This is a genomic window from Gryllotalpicola kribbensis (genome assembly GCF_039538245.1).
In the GTDB taxonomy this organism is placed as follows: Bacteria; Actinomycetota; Actinomycetes; order Actinomycetales; family Microbacteriaceae; genus Gryllotalpicola; species Gryllotalpicola kribbensis.
Genome location: NZ_BAABBX010000016.1, coordinates 13,533 through 30,226, shown reverse-complemented (window position 1 = coordinate 30,226; position 16,694 = coordinate 13,533). Strand labels below are relative to the sequence as shown.

Sequence of the window (16,694 nt, the reverse complement as noted above, 5' to 3'; positions counted from 1 at the left end):
CCGGCTGTCGTGATGTGGCCCTCTCCAATCCCTAGGCTGGTTCCCATGCCTGGAGAGAACCTCACCCGAATCGAAGCCGCCGAACGCAAGGCGGTCGTCCAGACCCACGCCTACGAGGTCAAGCTCGACCTCACGCAGGGCCCCGAGACGTTCCGCAGCGAGACGAAGGTGACCTTCGCGGGCACTCCGGGCGCCTCGACGTTCATCGACTTCATCTCGAAGACCGTGTACTCCGTGAAACTCAACGGCGTCGAGCTCGACGTGGCCGCGGTCAACGACGGCGTCCGCATCCAGCTGCCTGAGCTACAGGCATCCAACACCCTCATCGTCGTCGCCGACGCGCTCTACACGAACACCGGCGAGGGGCTGCACCGCTTCGTCGACCCGGTCGACGGCGAGGTGTACCTCTACTCGCAGTTCGAGGTGCCCGACTCGCGCCGCGTCTTCGCCGTGTTCGAGCAGCCCGACCTCAAGGCGACCTTCCAGTTCACGGTGACGACGCCCTCAGACTGGACCGTCATCAGCAACTCCCCCACGCCCGAGCCGATCTTCTCGGGCCCCATCGACGGGGAATCCCTGAAGGACTCGGTGACCTACGTCTTCGACCCGACGCCCGTGCTGTCGTCCTACATCACCGCGATCATCGCGGGCCCGTACCAGGGCGAGACGAGCGAGCTCACCTCGGCGGACGGGCGCACGATCCCGCTCGGCGTCTACGCACGCAAGTCGCTCGTGCCGTTCCTCGACGCCGACTACATCTTCGAGAAGACCAAGCAGGGCTTCGCGTTCTTCGAATCGAAGTTCGGCTACCCGTACCCGTTCGCGAAGTACGACCAGGTGTTCGTGCCCGAGTTCAACGCCGGCGCGATGGAGAACGCGGGCGCCGTCACGCACACCGAGGCGTACGTGTTCCGCTCGAAGGTGACGGATGCCGTGCGCGAGCGCCGCGTCGTGACCGTGCTGCACGAGCTCGCCCACATGTGGTTCGGCGACCTGGTCACCATGAAGTGGTGGAACGACCTCTGGCTCAACGAGTCGTTCGCCGAGTACGCCTCGACCCTCGCGACCGCCGAGGCGACCGAGTGGACCGAGGCGTGGGCGACCTTCGCCTCGACCGAGAAGTCGTGGGCGTACAACCAGGATCAGCTGCCGTCGACGCACCCCATCGTCGCCGCGATCCGCGACCTCGAGGACGTGCAGGTCAACTTCGACGGCATCACCTACGCCAAGGGCGCCTCGGTGCTCAAGCAGCTCGTCGCGTGGGTCGGGCAGGAGGCGTTCCTCGCCGGCGTGCACGAATACTTCGTCAAGCACGAGTACTCGAACACCGAGCTCACCGACCTGCTCGTCGAGCTCGAGAAGACGAGCGGGCGCGACCTCGCCGACTGGTCGGCGAAGTGGCTCGAGACCGCGGGCGTCAACACGCTTCGCCCTGAGATCGAGACGGATGCCGACGGCAGGATCGCCTCGTTCGCGGTGCTGCAGTCGGCCGAGCCCGACTATCCCACGATCCGCCCGCACCGCCTCGCGATCGGCTTCTACACCCTCGCCGGGGATGCCTTGACCCGCACCCACCGCGTCGAGCTCGACGTCGACGGCGAGCGCACCGAGGTCGCCGAGCTCGTCGGCCTCGAGCAGCCCGACCTGGTGCTGCTGAACGACGACGACCTCGCCTACGCGAAGATCCGCCTCGATGAGCGCTCGCTCCAGACCGCCATCGCGCACCTCGGCAAGATCGACAGCGAACTCGCGCGCTCGATCCTCTGGGGCGCCGTGTGGGATGCCACGCGCGACGCGGAGAGCCGGGCGAGCGACTTCGTGCAGCTCGTGCTCAACAACATCGGCGCAGAGACGGGCTCGACGACGATGCGCACCGCGCTGAACCAGCTCGTGCTCTCGGTCGGCGCCTACGTCGCCCCGGCGAAGCGCGATGCGGTCGCGGTCGCCGCAGCCGACGGGGTCTGGGCCCTCGCCCAGCAGGCCGAGCCCGGCAGCGACGCCCAGTTCCAGTTCGTCAAGGTCTTCGCCCAGCTGGCGAGCACCGACGAGCAGCTCGCGATCGTCGCGGGCCTGCGCGACGGCTCGGTCACCCTGCCCGGCCTCAGCGTCGACACCGACCTCGGCTGGGAGCTGCTGCAGTCGCTCGTCGTCGGCGGCAAGGCCGGCACCGCCGAGATCGACGCCGCCCTCGCAGCGGACAACACGGCGAGCGGCAACCAGTCGGCGGCGCACGCCCGCGCGGCGCTGCCCACCCTCGAGGGGAAGACCGCGGCATGGGCATCCGTCGTCGAGCAGGACGGCGCGCCCAACCTGATCGTGCGCGCGACGGGCGCCGGCTTCCAGCGCGCCCACGACCCCGAGCTGCTCGCGCCGTTCGTCGAGAAGTACTTCGACAGCCTGCGCACCATCTGGGACACGCGCAGCTACGCGATCGCCGCCGGCCTCATCAACGGGCTGTACCCGTTCACGCTCGCGAACCAGGAGCTCGCCGACGCGACGCGCGCGTGGCTCGACGCCAACCCCGAGCCCGCCGCGCTGCGACGCATCGTGGTCGAGAACCTCGCTCGCGTCGAGCGCGCGCTCAAGGTCCAGGCGGCCGATGCCTGAGCAGCCGGAGTAGTACCTGAGTCTGAGACCTCCGTGCCTCGAAGCGGGCCCCGCGGCTGATGCGCCGCGGGGCCCGCGCTCAATACGGTGAAGCCATGATCGAAATCCAGAACCTCAGCAAGAGGTACGGACCCAAGCTTGCGGTGGACGACATCACGTTCACCGTCCGCCCCGGGATCGTCACCGGGTTCCTCGGCCCGAACGGCGCCGGCAAGTCGACCACGATGCGCATGATCATGGGGCTCGACAAGCCGACCACCGGGTCCGTGACCATCGACGGCAGCCCCTATGTGAAGCTCCGCGACCCGCTGCGCCAGGTCGGAGCCCTGCTCGAGGCGAAGGCGGTGCACACGGGCCGCAGCGCCTTCAACCACCTGCTCGCGCTCGCCGCCACCCACGGCATCCCCGCAGCGCGCGTCGACGAGGTCATCCACATGACGGGCCTTGAGTCGGTCGCAAAGAAGCGCGTCGGCGGCTTCTCGCTCGGCATGGGGCAGCGCCTCGGCATCGCGGTCGCGCTGCTCGGCGACCCGCAGACGCTGATCCTCGACGAGCCAGTCAACGGCCTCGACCCCGAGGGCGTCCTCTGGGTGCGCCAGTTGACCCGCTACCTCGCCTCGCAGGGGCGCACCGTGTTCCTGTCGAGCCACCTCATGAGCGAGATGGCGCAGACGGCGGACCATGTCGTCGTGCTCGGCCGCGGCAAGGTGCTCGCGGACTCTCCGATCGCCGAGATCCTCTCGGGCGCCTCCGGTCAGCGGGTGACCGTGCGCACGCCCACCCCTGACCTGCTTGCCGGTGCGATCGCCTCCCCCGATGTGACGGTGCAGCAGACCCCCGACGGCTCCCTGTCGGTCAACGGCATCAACGCGCAGGCCATCGGCGAGGCCGCGGCCCGCGCCGGCGTCGTGCTGCACGAACTGATGCCCGTCACGGCCAGCCTCGAGCAGGCCTATCTCGAACTGACCCAGGACGAAGTCGAATACCACTCGGAGGTGGCCAAGTGACCACAGCAACCGCCCCGGCGCCCCACGCAGGTCTCGAGGGCATCCGCCTGAGCTTCCCGCGCCTCGTCCGCAGCGAATGGATCAAGCTGCGCAGCATCCGCTCGACCGTGTGGTGCTTCGCGCTGCTGTTCGTGCTCAACATCGGCTTCCCGCTGCTGATCGCCTCCGTCGGGAGCTTCGGAGATGCGCAGAACCCGCACCTGAGCGGGGACACGGCCGGCGCCATCGGCGTGCAGGTCATCACCCTCGGCGTGAACTTCACCTCGCTGATCGTCGGCGTGCTCGGCGTCCTCATCATCTCGGGCGAGTACGCCACTGGCATGATCCGCGGTACCTTCACCGCAGACCCCGGCCGCCTCGGCGCCGTGTTCGCCAAGGCGATCGTGCTCGCGGTCGCGGCGTTCGTCGTCAGCGCGATCTCGACCTGGGTAGCGGCACTGATCGTGCACCCGATCCTCTCCGGCAAGGGCGTCGACTTCGATCTCGGCGACTCGAAGGTGTTCCTGCCGCTGCTCGGCTCGAGCGTCTATGTCACCCTCATCGCGCTGTTCGCCTTCGGCGTCGGCATGATCGTGCGCACCACCGCGGGCGGCATCGCGATCACGCTCGGCCTGCTGCTCGTCGTGCCGATCATCTTCAGCATCGTCGGCGGCCTCGTCGACGCGAACTGGCCCGCGAACATCAACGCCTTCCTGCCGTCGAACGCGGGCGGGCAGCTGTTCGCGTTCGCGAGCGACACCTCCGGCGCCGCCACGGGCGGGGCACAGGTCGACCAGGCGAGCTCCAGCGACGTCGTGACGCTGAACGGCTGGGAGGGCTTCGGCGTGCTCGGCGCCGAGGTGCTCGCCGTCGGCATCGCCGCGCTCGTGCTCATCAAGCGCCGGGACGCGTAACCGCACGACCGCGTGACGACTCTCAGCGATCCACAGGACGACCTCCGGCTGCCGCGGCAGCCGGGGGTCGTCCGGCGGTTCTGGGCGCGGCACGAGAAGCTCGCCGACGGCCTGGTCGCCGTCTTCTGGGGGCTGCCGCCCACCCTGATCACGCTGATCTCTCTCATCACCGACTCGCACACCGCGCTCGGACGGTGGGGCGCGGTCGTCGCGGCGCTTCTGGTGGTGGCGTCGTGCGCAGGAATCCGGCTGCGGCGTACCCGCCCGATCCTCGCCTTCGCCATTCTCTGCATCGCCCTGATCCCCGTGCCCTTCTCCGACACCGGCGCGTCGGAGGTGCTGCCGATCTTCGGCGTCTACAGCCTGGCCGTCTGGCGCTCCAACGCGTCTGCCTGGGTCGCCGCCGGCATTCTCGAGGCGGTCTCGACCCTCTACGTCTGGCTGCTGTCACCGCTCGCTGCGAGCCGGGCGTTCACGCCCGCGCAGTGGATGCCCACCTACGCCGTGGAGCTGCTCGTCGCCCTCGCCATCGGCATCACCGTCGGCAATCGGCGCCGCTACCTCGCGGCACTCATCGACCGCGCCCACCAGCTCGCGCGCGAGCGGGACCAGCAGGCGCAGCTCGCCGCGATCGCCGAACGCGCGCGCATCGCCCGCGACATGCACGATGTCGTCTCACACTCGCTGACCGTCATGGTCACGCTCGCAGAAGGTTCCGCGGCCATCGCGGAGACGGATTCCGCGCGCGCCGGGGCCGTGATGAAGCAGGTCGCCGACACGGGGCGCGAGGCACTGGCCGGCATGCGGCAGATGCTCGGAGTGCTCGGCAGCCAGAGCGAAGAGGCCGCCCTCGCGCCGCAGCCGACCGCTGCCGACATCCCCCGCCTCGTCGAGCGCTTCCGCGAGCTCGGGCTTCCGGTCGAGCTGCACGCCGACGGCGAGCTTCCCGCTGAGCCGGCGCTCCACCTCGCGGTGTACCGCATCGTGCAGGAGGGGCTCACGAACGCCCTGCGCTATGCGCACGGGCCCACCCGCGTTGGCGTGGTGATCGACGCGGCATCCGACCCGATCAGAGTCGTCGTCGACGACGACGGCCTTCCGGGCATGCCGACCGCGTCCGTCGGCGCCCGCCGGGGACTCATCGGCCTGAGGGAGCGCGTGTCGGCGCTCGGCGGTAGCCTCAGCTCGGGTCATCACCCGGGCGGCGCCGGCTGGCTGCTCGCCGTCGCGCTGCCCACGACCTCGGCTCGTCCGAGAGAGGAGAATCCGTGACCCGCGTCGCGATCGCCGACGACCAGTCCCTCGTGCGCATGGGCTTCCGCATGGTGCTCGAGGCCCAACCCGATCTCGAGGTGGTGGGCGAGGCCTCCGACGGCAGCGAGGCGATCGAGCTTGCGCGCCGCACCCGCCCCGACGTCGTCCTGATGGACGTGCGGATGCCGGGAACCGACGGCATCACCGCAACCGCCGAGATCACCGCCGAGCTTCCCGAGACGCGCGTGCTCGTGCTGACCACCTTCGACCTCGACGAGTACGCCTTCGGCGGCCTGCGCGCCGGCGCGAGCGGGTTCCTGCTGAAGGACGCGCGGCCCGACGAGCTGCTCGCGGCGATCCGGGCCGTCGCCGCGGGCGACGCGGCCGTGTCGCCGCGCGTGACCCGGCGCATGATCGAGCTGTTCGGCGCGCAGCTGCCGGGCGAGCGCGAGCGGGCGGATGCCGCGGCCGCGCTCACCCCACGCGAGCGCGAGATCCTCGTCGCCATCGGCCGGGGCCTGTCGAACACCGAGATCGCCGCTGAGCTGTTCCTCACGGAATCCACGGTGAAGACCCATGTAGGCCGCGTGCTGGCGAAACTCGGGCTGCGCGACCGCGTTCACGCCGTCATCTTCGCCTACGAGCACGGCCTCGTGACCGGAACCCAGGGCTCGGCGAAGTCCGCTTCGTAGACTGAGCGGCATATGAAGAGCGCCACTCCCGTAGACACCGCGACGAACGGATTCAGCGACTTCCTCGACACGCCGCTCGGCACGGTCATCTTCCGCTTCGGCTCCGCCGTGCTGATCGTGCTCGGCGCGATCATCGCCGCGTGGCTCATGCGCATCGCCATCCGCCACATCGTGCAGCGCATCGTCACCACGGTGAAGAAGTCGCAGGGGGTCGAGACGACCCAGGCGCTGCAGGTGTCGCCCGTGGCCACCGTGCGCGTCGTGCAGCGCACCAGAACCCTCGGCTCGGTGCTCACGAACATCTCCAATGTCGTGATCTGCGTGATCGCCCTGCTGCTGGTGCTGCACTTCCTCGCACCCGACGTGCTGGCCTCCTTCGCGATTCTCTCGGCCGCGATCGGCGCGGGGCTCGGCTTCGGCGCGCAGAACGTGATCGGCGACATCCTCAACGGCCTGCTGATGGTCATGGAGGACCAGCTCGGTGTCGGCGACATCGTCGAGGCCGGCATGGCGAGCCTCGCCACCGACGGCGTCGTCGAGGCCGTCGGCATCCGCACCACTCAGATCCGCGACGTGAACGGCACCCTCTGGTACGTGCGCAACGGCCAGATCCTGCGCGTCGGCAACATGTCGCAGGGCTGGAGCCGCGTGATCGTCGACGTCGGCGTCGGCTACGAGAACGATGTCGACGCTGTGCGCCAGCAGCTGCTCGAGACGGCCGAGGCGCTCGCTCGCGAGCCGAAGTGGCGGCCGCGCATCATGGAGAAGCCCGAGGTATGGGGCATCCAGTCGATCTCGGCCGAGATGATCGTGCTGCGCGTCGCGGTGAAGACGCGCTCGACCGCGCGCGACGACGTCGCCCACGAGCTCAACGCCCGCGTGTTCGCGGCGGCGCGAGAGGCCGGGGTGACCGTGCCCGAGCTGTCCAACCCCATTCTCACCGGCTTCGAGAGCATCGCATCGGTGAACGGGGCGCACCCGCCGCGCACCCGGCCGCTGCCGCCGATTCCGGCGCAGCCGACCAAGCCGAAGAAGCGCACGATCCGGCGCAAGCCGACCGACGGGCCGCCGCAGGTCAACCCGCCAGAGGAGGAGCTGTGAGCCCGGAAACCGAATCGCAGCCGCAGCCGCAGCCGATCATGCTGCGGGCCGCCGAGAACGGCGAGCAGGCCGGCGGGTCGTTCTACGACCAGGTCGGCGGCTCGGCGACCTTCGCGAAGCTCGCCCACGCCTTCTATCAGGGCGTCGCCCGCGACGAGGTGCTGAAGCCGATGTACCCGGAGGCCGACCTCGGGCCCGCCGAAGAGCGGCTGCGGCTGTTCCTCGAGCAGTACTGGGGCGGCCCGACGACCTATTCGCAGCAGCGCGGCCACCCGCGGCTGCGCATGCGACACGCGCCCTTCAAGGTGAACCCCGATGCGCGCGACCGGTGGCTCGCGCACATGCGTGCGGCGGTCGACGCCCTCGAGCTGCCGCCGTTGCAGGACGCGACACTCTGGGCCTACCTCGAGCGTGCCGCCCACGCGATGGTGAATACTTTCGAGGCGTGACTTCTGTGAGGGCAATGGGGCCCGATGCTGAGAACACCGACGTCATCGTCGTCGGCCACGGCCTCGCGGGGCTCGTCGCAGCCTGTGAGCTGCTCGAGGCCGGCAAGCGCGTGACCCTCGTCGACCAGGAGCCCGCCGCGGCCCTCGGCGGCCAGGCGTTCTGGTCGTTCGGCGGCCTGTTCCTCGTCGACACCCCCGAGCAGCGCCGCCTCGGCGTGCACGACTCGCTCGAACTCGCCCGTCAGGACTGGTTCGGGTCTGCCGGGTTCGATCGCGACAGCGACGAGTGGGGCAGGCGGTGGGCCGATGCCTACCTCGAGTTCGCCGCGGGTGAGAAGCGCGCGTGGCTGCGCTCGAAGGGCATCCGCATCTTCCCCCTCGTCGGCTGGGCCGAGCGCGGCGGCGGCTCGGCAGGCGGCCACGGCAACTCCGTTCCCCGCTTCCACATCGCGTGGGGCACGGGGCCCGGCGTCGTGCAGCCCTTCGCCGACCGCGTGAAGACGGCCGCGGCGGCCGGGCGGGTCGTGCTGCGCCACCGCCACCGCGTCGATGAGCTCATCGTCGAGGGCGGCGCTGTCGCCGGCATCCGCGGGGCGGTGCTCGCCCCCGACGACGTCGAGCGCGGGCGTCCCTCGAACCGCGAGGTCGTGGGCGACTTCGAGCTGCGCGCGGGCGCCGTGATCCTCGCGACAGGCGGCATCGGCGGGAATCACGAGCTGGTGCGCAAGGCATGGCCCGCGCGGCTCGGCACTCCCCCGGCGACGATGATCTCGGGCGTGCCGGCGCACGTCGACGGGCGCATGCTCGAGATCGCGGCGGCCGCAGGGGCCCGGCTCGTGAACACCGACCGCATGTGGCACTACACCGAGGGCATCGTGAACTGGGACCCGATCTGGCCCCTGCACGGCATCCGCATTCTGCCGGGGCCGTCGTCCATGTGGTTCGACGCCACCGGGCGCCGCCTGCCGGCGCCGAACTTCCCCGGCTACGACACGCTTGCGACCCTCGAGCACATCCAGAAGACCGGCTACGACCACACCTGGTTCGTGCTGACGCAGAAGATCATCGAGAAGGAGTTCGCCCTCTCGGGCAGCGAGCAGAACCCCGACCTCACCGGGAAGGACTGGGGGCGGGTGCTCAAGCGCGTCACCCCCGGCGCGCCGCCGCCTGTCGAGGCGTTCAAGCGGCACGGCGAGGACTTCGTGGTCGCCGACACCCTGCCCGAGCTGCTCGCCGGCATGCGCGCGAAGACGGATGCCCCGCTCGACACCGCCCTGATCGAGCAGCAGCTGCGCGAGCGCGACCGCGAGCTCGACAACCCGTACAGCAAGGACCCGCAACTCGCCGGCATCCGCAATGCCCGGGCCTATCTCGGCGACCGGCTCGGCCGCGTCGCCACACCGCATCGCATTCTCGACCCGAAGGCCGGCCCGCTGATCGCCGTGAAGCTGCACATCCTCACCAGGAAGAGCCTCGGCGGCATCCAGACCGACCTGTCGGCACGGGTTCTCGGCGCAGACGGCGAGCCGCTGCCCGGGCTCTATGCCGCGGGCGAGGTCGCCGGATTCGGCGGCGGCGGCGTGCACGGCTACCGCGCGCTCGAGGGCACCTTCCTCGGCGGGTGCCTCTTCAGCGGGCGCATCGCGGGGCGTGCGGTGGCGGCTAACCTCTGAGCGACCAGGCCGCGCGCTTCACCAGCACGTGCCCGCGGCGCATCGAGAGGCGCGTCCACGGCCCGGTCTCGAAGATCGCGACCTCTTCGCCGTCGTCGCCGAGGAACCCCAGCGAATCGGCGGCGAAGGCGACGCCGGCTGCGACGTCGCCCAGCTCGTCGATGGGGGCGCCCCAGACCGAGCCGCGCACCCGCCACACCAGCTGCTCACCCGTTCCCTCGGGGATCGCCCGAGCGACCTCGGCGACGCCGTCTGCGGCGACGCGCCGCAGCAGTGCGGCATCCGTCGCCCCCACACGCTGCCAGCCGCCCCGCGGTGGTGAGATGCCCGCCCACGTGACGGTCGACACCTCGAGCGGCAGCCGGATCTCGCTCGGCTCGGCGCGAGCGAGTCGGTCGAGCAGCGAGCGCGTCGGCACGACCGCGTCGAACTCGACGCCGGGGCCGGTGCGGAAGGTGCGCAGGCCGAGCACGGTGGGGGTCTGGTCGAGCAGTCCGTGCGGGTAGAGCACGGCCGTATAGGCGGCGAGCACGCCGGCCGCGGCGACGAGACGGACAGACCCGTCTTCGACACGCCCGGCGCGCCCCAGATAGGTCTGCAGATCGGAGACGGCGAGGGCGTCGTCGAGCGAGAAAGTCGAACTCATGGGCACTGAATAGACTACGAGACATGGACCCGGTCTCCGCGATGCTGCAGGCTCTGGATCTCACCGACACGGGTGCGCGCACCAACGAAGACATCTTCACGGGGCCCAGCCAGTGGATGCCGCACGGGCGCGTCTTCGGCGGCCAGGTGCTCGCCCAGTCGATCATCGCGGCGTCGCGCACCCTGCCCGATGAGCGGATCATCCACTCGCTGCACGGCTACTTCCTGCGGCCCGGTGACGTGAGTCTCGGCGTGACGCTCGGCGTCGACCGCATCCACGACGGTCGCTCGTTCTCGACGCGGCGCGTGCAGACGTTCCAGTCCGGCGTGCCGATCATGTCGCTGATCGCGTCGTTCCAGGTCGAGCAGGACGGCGTCGAGCACCAGGTCGACATGCCCGACGAGCTGCCCGAGCCCGAGTCGCTGCCGACGGTGAGCGATCACCTCGCCGGCATCCAGCACCCGGCCGCTCAGTTCTGGACCGAGGCGCGCCCGTTCGACATCCGCTACATCGATGCGCCCGTCTATCTGCCGCTGGACGACACGGGCGAGCGGATGCCTCATCAGGCCGTCTGGCTCAGGGCGAAGTCCCGGCTTCCCGACGACCCGGTGCTGCACCGCGCGGCGATGGCATATGCCAGCGACTACACGATTCTCGAGCCGGTGCTGCGCCGGCACGGCGCCGCCTGGGCGACGCCCGGCCTCAAGATGGCGAGCCTCGACCACGCCATGTGGTGGCACCGCCCGGCGCGGGCCGACGAGTGGCTGCTCTACGTCGAGGACTCCCCCAGCGCCCAGGGCGGCCGCGGGCTCGCCCACGCCCGCATCTACCGGCAGGACGGCGCGCTGGCCGCGACCGTCGCACAGGAGGGCATGCTGCGCATTCCCCGTGAGGGCGAGGCGCACGGCGAAGCTCCCGTCGGCGGCACAGCGGGCGCCTAGGCTGGCGCGACAGGATTCCCCCATGACTCGGATCACCCGCCGTGCCGCTTTCGCCATGACCGGTGCTGGCGCCACCGCGCTCGCTCTCGCAGCGTGTTCCCCGACCAACGGTGAGGCTCCCGGCGACACGGGCGGCGATGTGAAGCCGACGAAGGATGCCGCCGGAAAGCTCTCGGTCCCTGCGTCGCAGGTGCCCGTCGGCGGCTCGGTCGTCGTGCAGACCGGCTCGCAGTCGGACCCGGCCGTCGCGATCGCGCAGCCGAGCTCCGGGAAGTTCGTTGCGCACACCGCTGTGTGCACCCACCAGGGGTGCGTTGTCGCGGCCGCGGGCAAAGAGCTGCACTGCCCGTGCCATGGCTCGAGGTTCGACGCATTCACCGGAAAGGCGATTCACGGCCCGGCGTCGCTGCCGCTCGACGAGGTCACGGTCACCGTGAACGGCGCGAGCCTGGAGTTCAGCGCTTAGGAGGCGGGTGCCGCGCGGGGCCGCGCGATGGGGCATTGCCCGGCGGCGGTGGATTGACGCCGTGCTCGCGGACGCCGCCGGGCTCGCTCGCGCTTAGCTGCGGCTGCTGCCGCGGCGGAACTGCAGCGGCTCGCCCAGGTAGGGCTCCCAGGCGGTGCGCTCGGCGGCTCCGATGCGACGAGGCCGCCCGGTCTCGGCATCCACGAGCACAAGCGTCGTCGCCGCTCGCGCATACAGCACGCGATCCTTCGCGGTGACAGGCGAGTAGATCTCGTAGTACATGTCGAGGCTTGCACCGCCGATGCGCCCGATCCAGAGCTGCAGGTCGAGCGGTGAGCGCAGGAATGGGATCTGCGCCAGGTACTCGATCTCCTGATTCGCGAGCACCGTCAGCGTGCCCTCGCCTGGGCGCGAGCGCAGCACCGCCGTGTCGGCGAACGGCCCCGGCTCGAGGTGCCCCTCTTCGTCGGGGTCACCGGCCCAGAAGGCCTGCACACGCGCGTCCTCGAAGAAGCGCAGCATGGCCACGTTGTTCACATGCCCGTACGCGTCGAGGTCGCTGAAGCGCATGACCGTCGGAACGTGAATCCGCTTGCTCATCAGTCGCGCGTCAGCTTGCGGTAGGTGCTGCGGTGCGGCTTCGCCGCATCGGCGCCGAGTCGCTGCACCTTGTTCTCTTCGTAGGCCTCGAAGTTGCCCTCGAACCAGTACCAGTTCGCCGGCTCCTCGTCGGTGCCCTCATAGGCGAGGATGTGGGTCGCGATGCGGTCGAGGAACCACCGGTCGTGGGTGATGACCACGGCGCAGCCCGGGAACTCGAGCAGCGCGTTCTCAAGACTCGACAGGGTCTCGACGTCGAGGTCGTTGGTCGGCTCGTCGAGCAGCAGCAGGTTGCCGCCCTCCTTGAGCGTGAGGGCGAGGTTCAGGCGGTTGCGCTCACCGCCGGAGAGCACGCCGGCCTTCTTCTGCTGGTCGGGGCCCTTGAAGCCGAAGGTCGAGACATACGCCCGGCTCGGCACCTCGGTCTTGCCGACCTGGATGTAGTCGAGCCCGTCTGAGACGACCTCCCACAGGGTCTTGTTCGGGTCGATGTTGGCGCGGCTCTGGTCGACGTAGGAGATCTTCACCGTCTCGCCGACTTTGAGCGTGCCGCCGTCGAGCTTCTCGAGCCCGACGATCGTCTTGAACAGGGTCGTCTTGCCGACGCCGTTCGGGCCGATGACGCCGACGATGCCGTTGCGCGGAAGCGTGAAGCTCAGGCCGTCGACGAGCACACGGTCGCCGAAGCCCTTCTTCAGATCCTTCGCCTCGATGACGATGTCGCCGAGGCGGGGGCCCGCCGGGATCTGGATCTCTTCGAAGTCGAGCTTCCGCGTGCGCTCGGCCTCGGCCGCCATCTCCTCATAGCGAGCGAGACGCGCCTTCGACTTGGCCTGGCGGCCCTTGGCGTTGCTGCGCACCCACGCGAGCTCCTCGTCGAGGCGCTTCGCGAGTTTGGCGTCCTTCTTGCCCTGCACCTCGAGGCGCTCGGCCTTCTTCTCGAGATAGGTCGAGTAGTTGCCCTCGTAGGGGTAGAGGCGACCGCGGTCGACCTCGCAGATCCAGCCGGCGACGTGGTCGAGGAAGTAGCGGTCGTGGGTGACGGCGAGCACGGCGCCGGGGTACTTTGCCAGGTGCTGCTCGAGCCAGAGCACGCTCTCGGCGTCGAGGTGGTTCGTGGGTTCGTCGAGCAGCAGCAGGTCGGGCTTCTCGAGCAGCAGCTTGCACAGCGCGACCCGGCGCTTCTCACCGCCGGAGAGGACGCTCACGATCGCGTCAGACGGCGGGCATCGCAGCGCGTCCATCGCCTGCTCGAGCTGCGAGTCGAGGTCCCAGGCGTCGGCCGCGTCGATCTCTTCCTGCAGGGTGCCCATCTCGGCGAGCAGCGCGTCGAAGTCGGCGTCGGGGTCGGCCATGGCCGCCGAGATCTCGTTGAAGCGGTCGACCTTCGCCTTGATGGCGCCGACGCCCTGCTGCACGTTCTCGAGGACCGTCTTGTCTTCGTCGAGCTCGGGCTCCTGCATCAGGATGCCGACGGAGTACCCCGGGCTGAGACGCGCCTCGCCGTTGCTCGGCTGGTCGCGCCCCGCCATGATCTTGAGGATCGTGGACTTACCTGCGCCGTTGGGGCCGACCACGCCGATCTTCGCCCCGGGCAGGAACGCCATCGTCACGTCGTCGAGGATCACCTTGTCGCCCACGGCCTTGCGGGCGCGGACCATGGAATAGATGTAGTCAGCCACGTTGATCGAGTCTAAAGGCCTCGCCCGTGCGACCGTCAGCCGACGGCGGGGATGCCGCCGATGAGGCAGCCACCCGAACCCAGCACGGGTGTCACCGCGGACTGGTAGCCGTCGACTGCGCTGCCCCACTGCCCCACCAGGCACTCCTTGCCGATCTTCACCCCGACCATGATCGACCCGGGTTGCAGGTCGGCGGACGTCTTGCTGTCGGTCACCTGCGTCGCGCTCATCGGAAAACCCGCCGACTTGAGCGCAGAGGTCACGGCCGCCCCGTCTGCATTCGGCTTCCCGGCGAGCACGGCGCGGATCGCGGCATCGAACGCCGGCCGGTTGTCGGCAGCCGACGCGTTCGCACGGAACTCGGCGGGGCCGGCACCAGGCGTGGCGCCGGCCGTCGCCTGCACCGTCCACGCCGTGGCTGTGGGGGTAGGCGCTGCCGCCTGCCCGCCGTCGCTCGTACAGGCGGCCAGCGCCAACGCGAGCCCTGCGGCTGCGAACACGGCTGCGGCACGAGCGAACTGCACGATCCCCCCTCACCGACCGGCCCGGCGGCCGACCTCGGTCGAGTCTATGCACCGCGCCTCGTGCCCCCTCAGAACGGCGGCGTCGTCGCGAGCGCCTCGTCACTCGCGTCGCCCGCTTCGGCACCGAGTTCGGCGAGCCCGAGCGCGGTCGGCTCGCCCGCGTCGGCGACGCTGGCGGCCCCGATCGACATGCCGGGCGCTCCCCACGGTGCGTCGCCGCTTGCCTCGTCGGGCGGCGTCTGGTCGTCTTCGACGGGCTGGCCGCCGTCGTCCTTCCCGCCGCTCGGCTTGCCGTTGTTCTTCGCGAACCCGAGGGCCCTGCCCCACCGGAAGTCGTGGCCGATGCCGTCTGCCTCGATCTCGACGTCGAGGCCTGACTTGTCGCCCGCGCTCCACTCGCTGACCTTCAGCCGGCCCGTCACGATGATCGGGTCGCCCTTGTTGATGCTCGCGAACGCATTGGTGGCGAGCTCGCGGAAGCAGCTGACGCTGAACCAGCTCGTCGGGCCGTTCTCCCACCCGCCGGTGGTGCGGTTGAAGCGCCGCTCGGACGAACCGAGACGGAAGCTCGAGATGCTGAGACCGTTCACGATCACGAACTTGGGCTGGGTCGCGGCGAAGCCGCGCACGGTGATGCTCGAACTCATTGCGGAACCTCCTTGATCGGCGCCGAAGAGGCGCGGTTCCACGAGTGTGATCGGGGCAGGCATCCGCTCGCACGACGAAGCCCCCGGATCGGGGACGAATCCGCCGATCCGGGGGCTGTGCTGGGAATGATCCGCAGAACTACGCGGCGCGCACGTACTCGCCGAACGCCTTGCGCACCTTGTTGACCTTGGGCAGCGCGACCGCGAGGCAGTAGCCCTGGCCCGGGTTCTTGGCGAAGAAGTCCTGGTGGTACTCCTCGGCGCGATAGAACTCGCCGAGCGGCTCGAGCTGGGTCACGACACCGCCGCCCCAGATGTCGTTCGCCCGCTCGATGGCCTCTTCGAACAGCTTCTTCTGCTCGTCGTCGGCGTAGAACATCGCCGAGCGGTACTGCGTGCCGACGTCGGCGCCCTGGCGGTTCAGCTGGCGCGGGTCGTGCAGGGTGAAGAACGCGTCGAGAATGATGGATGCCGGGATCTCGGTCTCGTCGAAGGTGACGGCGACCGCCTCGGCGTGGCCCGTGGTTCCGGTGCACACGAGCTCGTAGCTCGGGTTCGCCACGGTGCCGCCGGTGTAGCCGCTGACGACGTCGCTCACGCCGCGCAGGGTGCGGTAGACCGCGTCGAGACACCAGAAGCAACCGCCTGCGAGGACGAAGGTCTGCATTGTGGACCCCTTTCGTGAAGTCATGTCCATGCTCTCAAACGACGGCACGCCGCAGATCGTTCCCGGGCGCGAACAGCGCGCGTCGTACTCTCACCGCATGCAGCTATGGAACGACTTCGTGAGCTGGGTCGGCGACCCCGACAACCAGCCTCTGCTCTTCGCCGTCGCGGTGTTGTTCGTCGGCATCGTGCTCTCCGGCCTCATCGCCGCCTGGATCGCGCGCGGCACCGTGCGCGGCGTGCTCGCGCGCACCGACCGTCAGCAGAAGGCGTCGGCGATCGCCGCGCTGGTGGATGCCGCGACCGAGGCCTCCGTCTGGAACTCGCTCACCCCCGGTGAGCAGGTTCTGAGCGACCGCGCCGTGGGCCAGGCCGACATCCAGGTGCGGCTGCTACCCGTCAAGGGCGCCGGCATCGCGGCCAATTGGGCCACCCACCAGCTCGCCGAGATGAAGCGGAACTCCGCCACCTTCGGCTACCAGCTCGACCCGGTCGTCGCCGAGTTCCGGGACCGGCTCATCGAGTGGCAGAACAAGCCCGGCCGCGCGAAGCGCATCTTCGCGGGCGATCTCGAGCGTTGGCGCTTCGAGTCCGCGACTCCGACGGGCCAGCTGGTGGCCGAGCAGGACCAGTGGGTCGCGCAACAGCACCACGAGAAGCACGCGGCACCCGCCGCAGCCCCCGTCACGGTTCCCCCGACGTCACCGGCCGATGAGCCGACCCAGGCGATGGCTCAGCTGCCCTCGGCCCCGCCCTATCTCCATCGGGACGACAAGGAACCCGAGCGCTACACCGCCTAGCCCGACCCGCTCGCGCGCTGTGTCGCCCGTGAGACCGTCTGCAAGA

At 69.9% G+C, this 16,694-nt stretch carries 17 protein-coding genes; 11 read left to right on the top strand and 6 right to left on the bottom strand.

Features of this window, described 5'->3' with window-relative positions:
* Positions 1-45: 45 nt before the first annotated feature.
* The 8 genes from pepN (at position 46) to ABD716_RS12330 (ending at position 9,676) form a co-directional block, all read left to right on the top strand.
* The gene (pepN, locus tag ABD716_RS12365) at positions 46-2,607 is read left to right on the top strand and encodes an aminopeptidase N (RefSeq protein WP_344777325.1); all 2,562 of its coding nucleotides are present in this window, start codon (positions 46-48) and stop codon (positions 2,605-2,607) included.
* Positions 2,608-2,702: 95 nt separating this feature from the next.
* Positions 2,703-3,614 carry an ABC transporter ATP-binding protein gene (locus ABD716_RS12360; protein ID WP_344777323.1) on the top strand — a complete coding sequence of 304 codons (912 nt, stop codon included), beginning with the start codon at positions 2,703-2,705 and terminating at the stop codon, positions 3,612-3,614.
* The gene (locus tag ABD716_RS12355; protein WP_344777321.1) at positions 3,611-4,507 is read left to right on the top strand and encodes an ABC transporter permease; all 897 of its coding nucleotides are present in this window, start codon (positions 3,611-3,613) and stop codon (positions 4,505-4,507) included. The genes ABD716_RS12360 and ABD716_RS12355 overlap by 4 nt, the downstream gene beginning before the upstream one ends.
* A gap of 12 nt (positions 4,508-4,519) precedes the next feature.
* Positions 4,520-5,779 (top strand): sensor histidine kinase, encoded by a 1,260-nt coding sequence (locus ABD716_RS12350; protein ID WP_344777318.1) that lies wholly within the window; start codon positions 4,520-4,522, stop codon positions 5,777-5,779.
* Positions 5,780-5,817: 38 nt separating this feature from the next.
* A complete protein-coding gene (locus tag ABD716_RS12345; protein ID WP_425553482.1) occupies positions 5,818-6,453 on the top strand; it encodes a response regulator in 636 nt (211 codons plus the stop codon).
* 12 nt (positions 6,454-6,465) lie between these two features.
* On the top strand, positions 6,466-7,554 hold the full coding sequence (locus tag ABD716_RS12340) for a mechanosensitive ion channel family protein (RefSeq protein WP_344777314.1): 1,089 nt from the start codon (positions 6,466-6,468) through the stop codon (positions 7,552-7,554).
* A 38-nt stretch (positions 7,555-7,592) separates the two neighbouring features.
* Positions 7,593-8,003: a globin gene (locus ABD716_RS12335; protein ID WP_344778388.1), complete on the top strand. Its 411-nt coding sequence runs from the start codon at positions 7,593-7,595 to the stop codon at positions 8,001-8,003.
* A gap of 14 nt (positions 8,004-8,017) precedes the next feature.
* On the top strand, positions 8,018-9,676 hold the full coding sequence (locus tag ABD716_RS12330; protein WP_344778386.1) for an FAD-binding dehydrogenase: 1,659 nt from the start codon (positions 8,018-8,020) through the stop codon (positions 9,674-9,676).
* On the opposite strand, the gene ABD716_RS12325 is transcribed toward ABD716_RS12330, so the two are convergent.
* Entirely contained in the window at positions 9,666-10,322 is a 657-nt protein-coding gene (locus ABD716_RS12325) for a DUF8185 domain-containing protein (RefSeq protein WP_344777312.1), read from the bottom strand. The genes ABD716_RS12330 and ABD716_RS12325 overlap by 11 nt on opposite strands.
* A gap of 23 nt (positions 10,323-10,345) precedes the next feature.
* Between ABD716_RS12325 and ABD716_RS12320 the strand changes: the two genes are divergently transcribed.
* Positions 10,346-11,263 (top strand): acyl-CoA thioesterase, encoded by a 918-nt coding sequence (locus ABD716_RS12320; RefSeq protein WP_344777310.1) that lies wholly within the window; start codon positions 10,346-10,348, stop codon positions 11,261-11,263.
* A 22-nt stretch (positions 11,264-11,285) separates the two neighbouring features.
* The gene (locus tag ABD716_RS12315) at positions 11,286-11,729 is read left to right on the top strand and encodes a QcrA and Rieske domain-containing protein (RefSeq protein WP_344777307.1); all 444 of its coding nucleotides are present in this window, start codon (positions 11,286-11,288) and stop codon (positions 11,727-11,729) included.
* A gap of 93 nt (positions 11,730-11,822) precedes the next feature.
* Here the strand turns inward: ABD716_RS12315 and ABD716_RS12310 are convergent, their stop codons facing one another.
* From ABD716_RS12310 to msrA, 5 genes are all read right to left on the bottom strand, one after another.
* A complete protein-coding gene (locus ABD716_RS12310; protein ID WP_344777305.1) occupies positions 11,823-12,329 on the bottom strand; it encodes an acyl-CoA thioesterase in 507 nt (168 codons plus the stop codon).
* The gene (ettA, locus tag ABD716_RS12305; RefSeq protein ID WP_344777303.1) at positions 12,329-14,011 is read right to left on the bottom strand and encodes an energy-dependent translational throttle protein EttA; all 1,683 of its coding nucleotides are present in this window, start codon (positions 14,009-14,011) and stop codon (positions 12,329-12,331) included. Before ettA ends, ABD716_RS12310 begins: the two co-directional genes overlap by 1 nt.
* A 35-nt stretch (positions 14,012-14,046) precedes the next feature.
* On the bottom strand, positions 14,047-14,535 hold the full coding sequence (locus ABD716_RS12300; protein WP_344777301.1) for a DUF6993 domain-containing protein: 489 nt from the start codon (positions 14,533-14,535) through the stop codon (positions 14,047-14,049).
* 68 nt (positions 14,536-14,603) lie between these two features.
* Positions 14,604-15,182 (bottom strand): single-stranded DNA-binding protein, encoded by a 579-nt coding sequence (locus tag ABD716_RS12295; RefSeq protein ID WP_344777299.1) that lies wholly within the window; start codon positions 15,180-15,182, stop codon positions 14,604-14,606.
* Positions 15,183-15,321: 139 nt separating this feature from the next.
* Positions 15,322-15,849, bottom strand: a complete 528-nt coding sequence (msrA, locus tag ABD716_RS12290) for a peptide-methionine (S)-S-oxide reductase MsrA (RefSeq protein ID WP_344777297.1) — start codon at positions 15,847-15,849, stop codon at positions 15,322-15,324.
* Positions 15,850-15,871: 22 nt separating this feature from the next.
* Between msrA and ABD716_RS12285 the strand changes: the two genes are divergently transcribed.
* Positions 15,872-16,648 carry an SRPBCC family protein gene (locus ABD716_RS12285; protein WP_344777295.1) on the top strand — a complete coding sequence of 259 codons (777 nt, stop codon included), beginning with the start codon at positions 15,872-15,874 and terminating at the stop codon, positions 16,646-16,648.
* Positions 16,649-16,694: the final 46 nt, after the last annotated feature.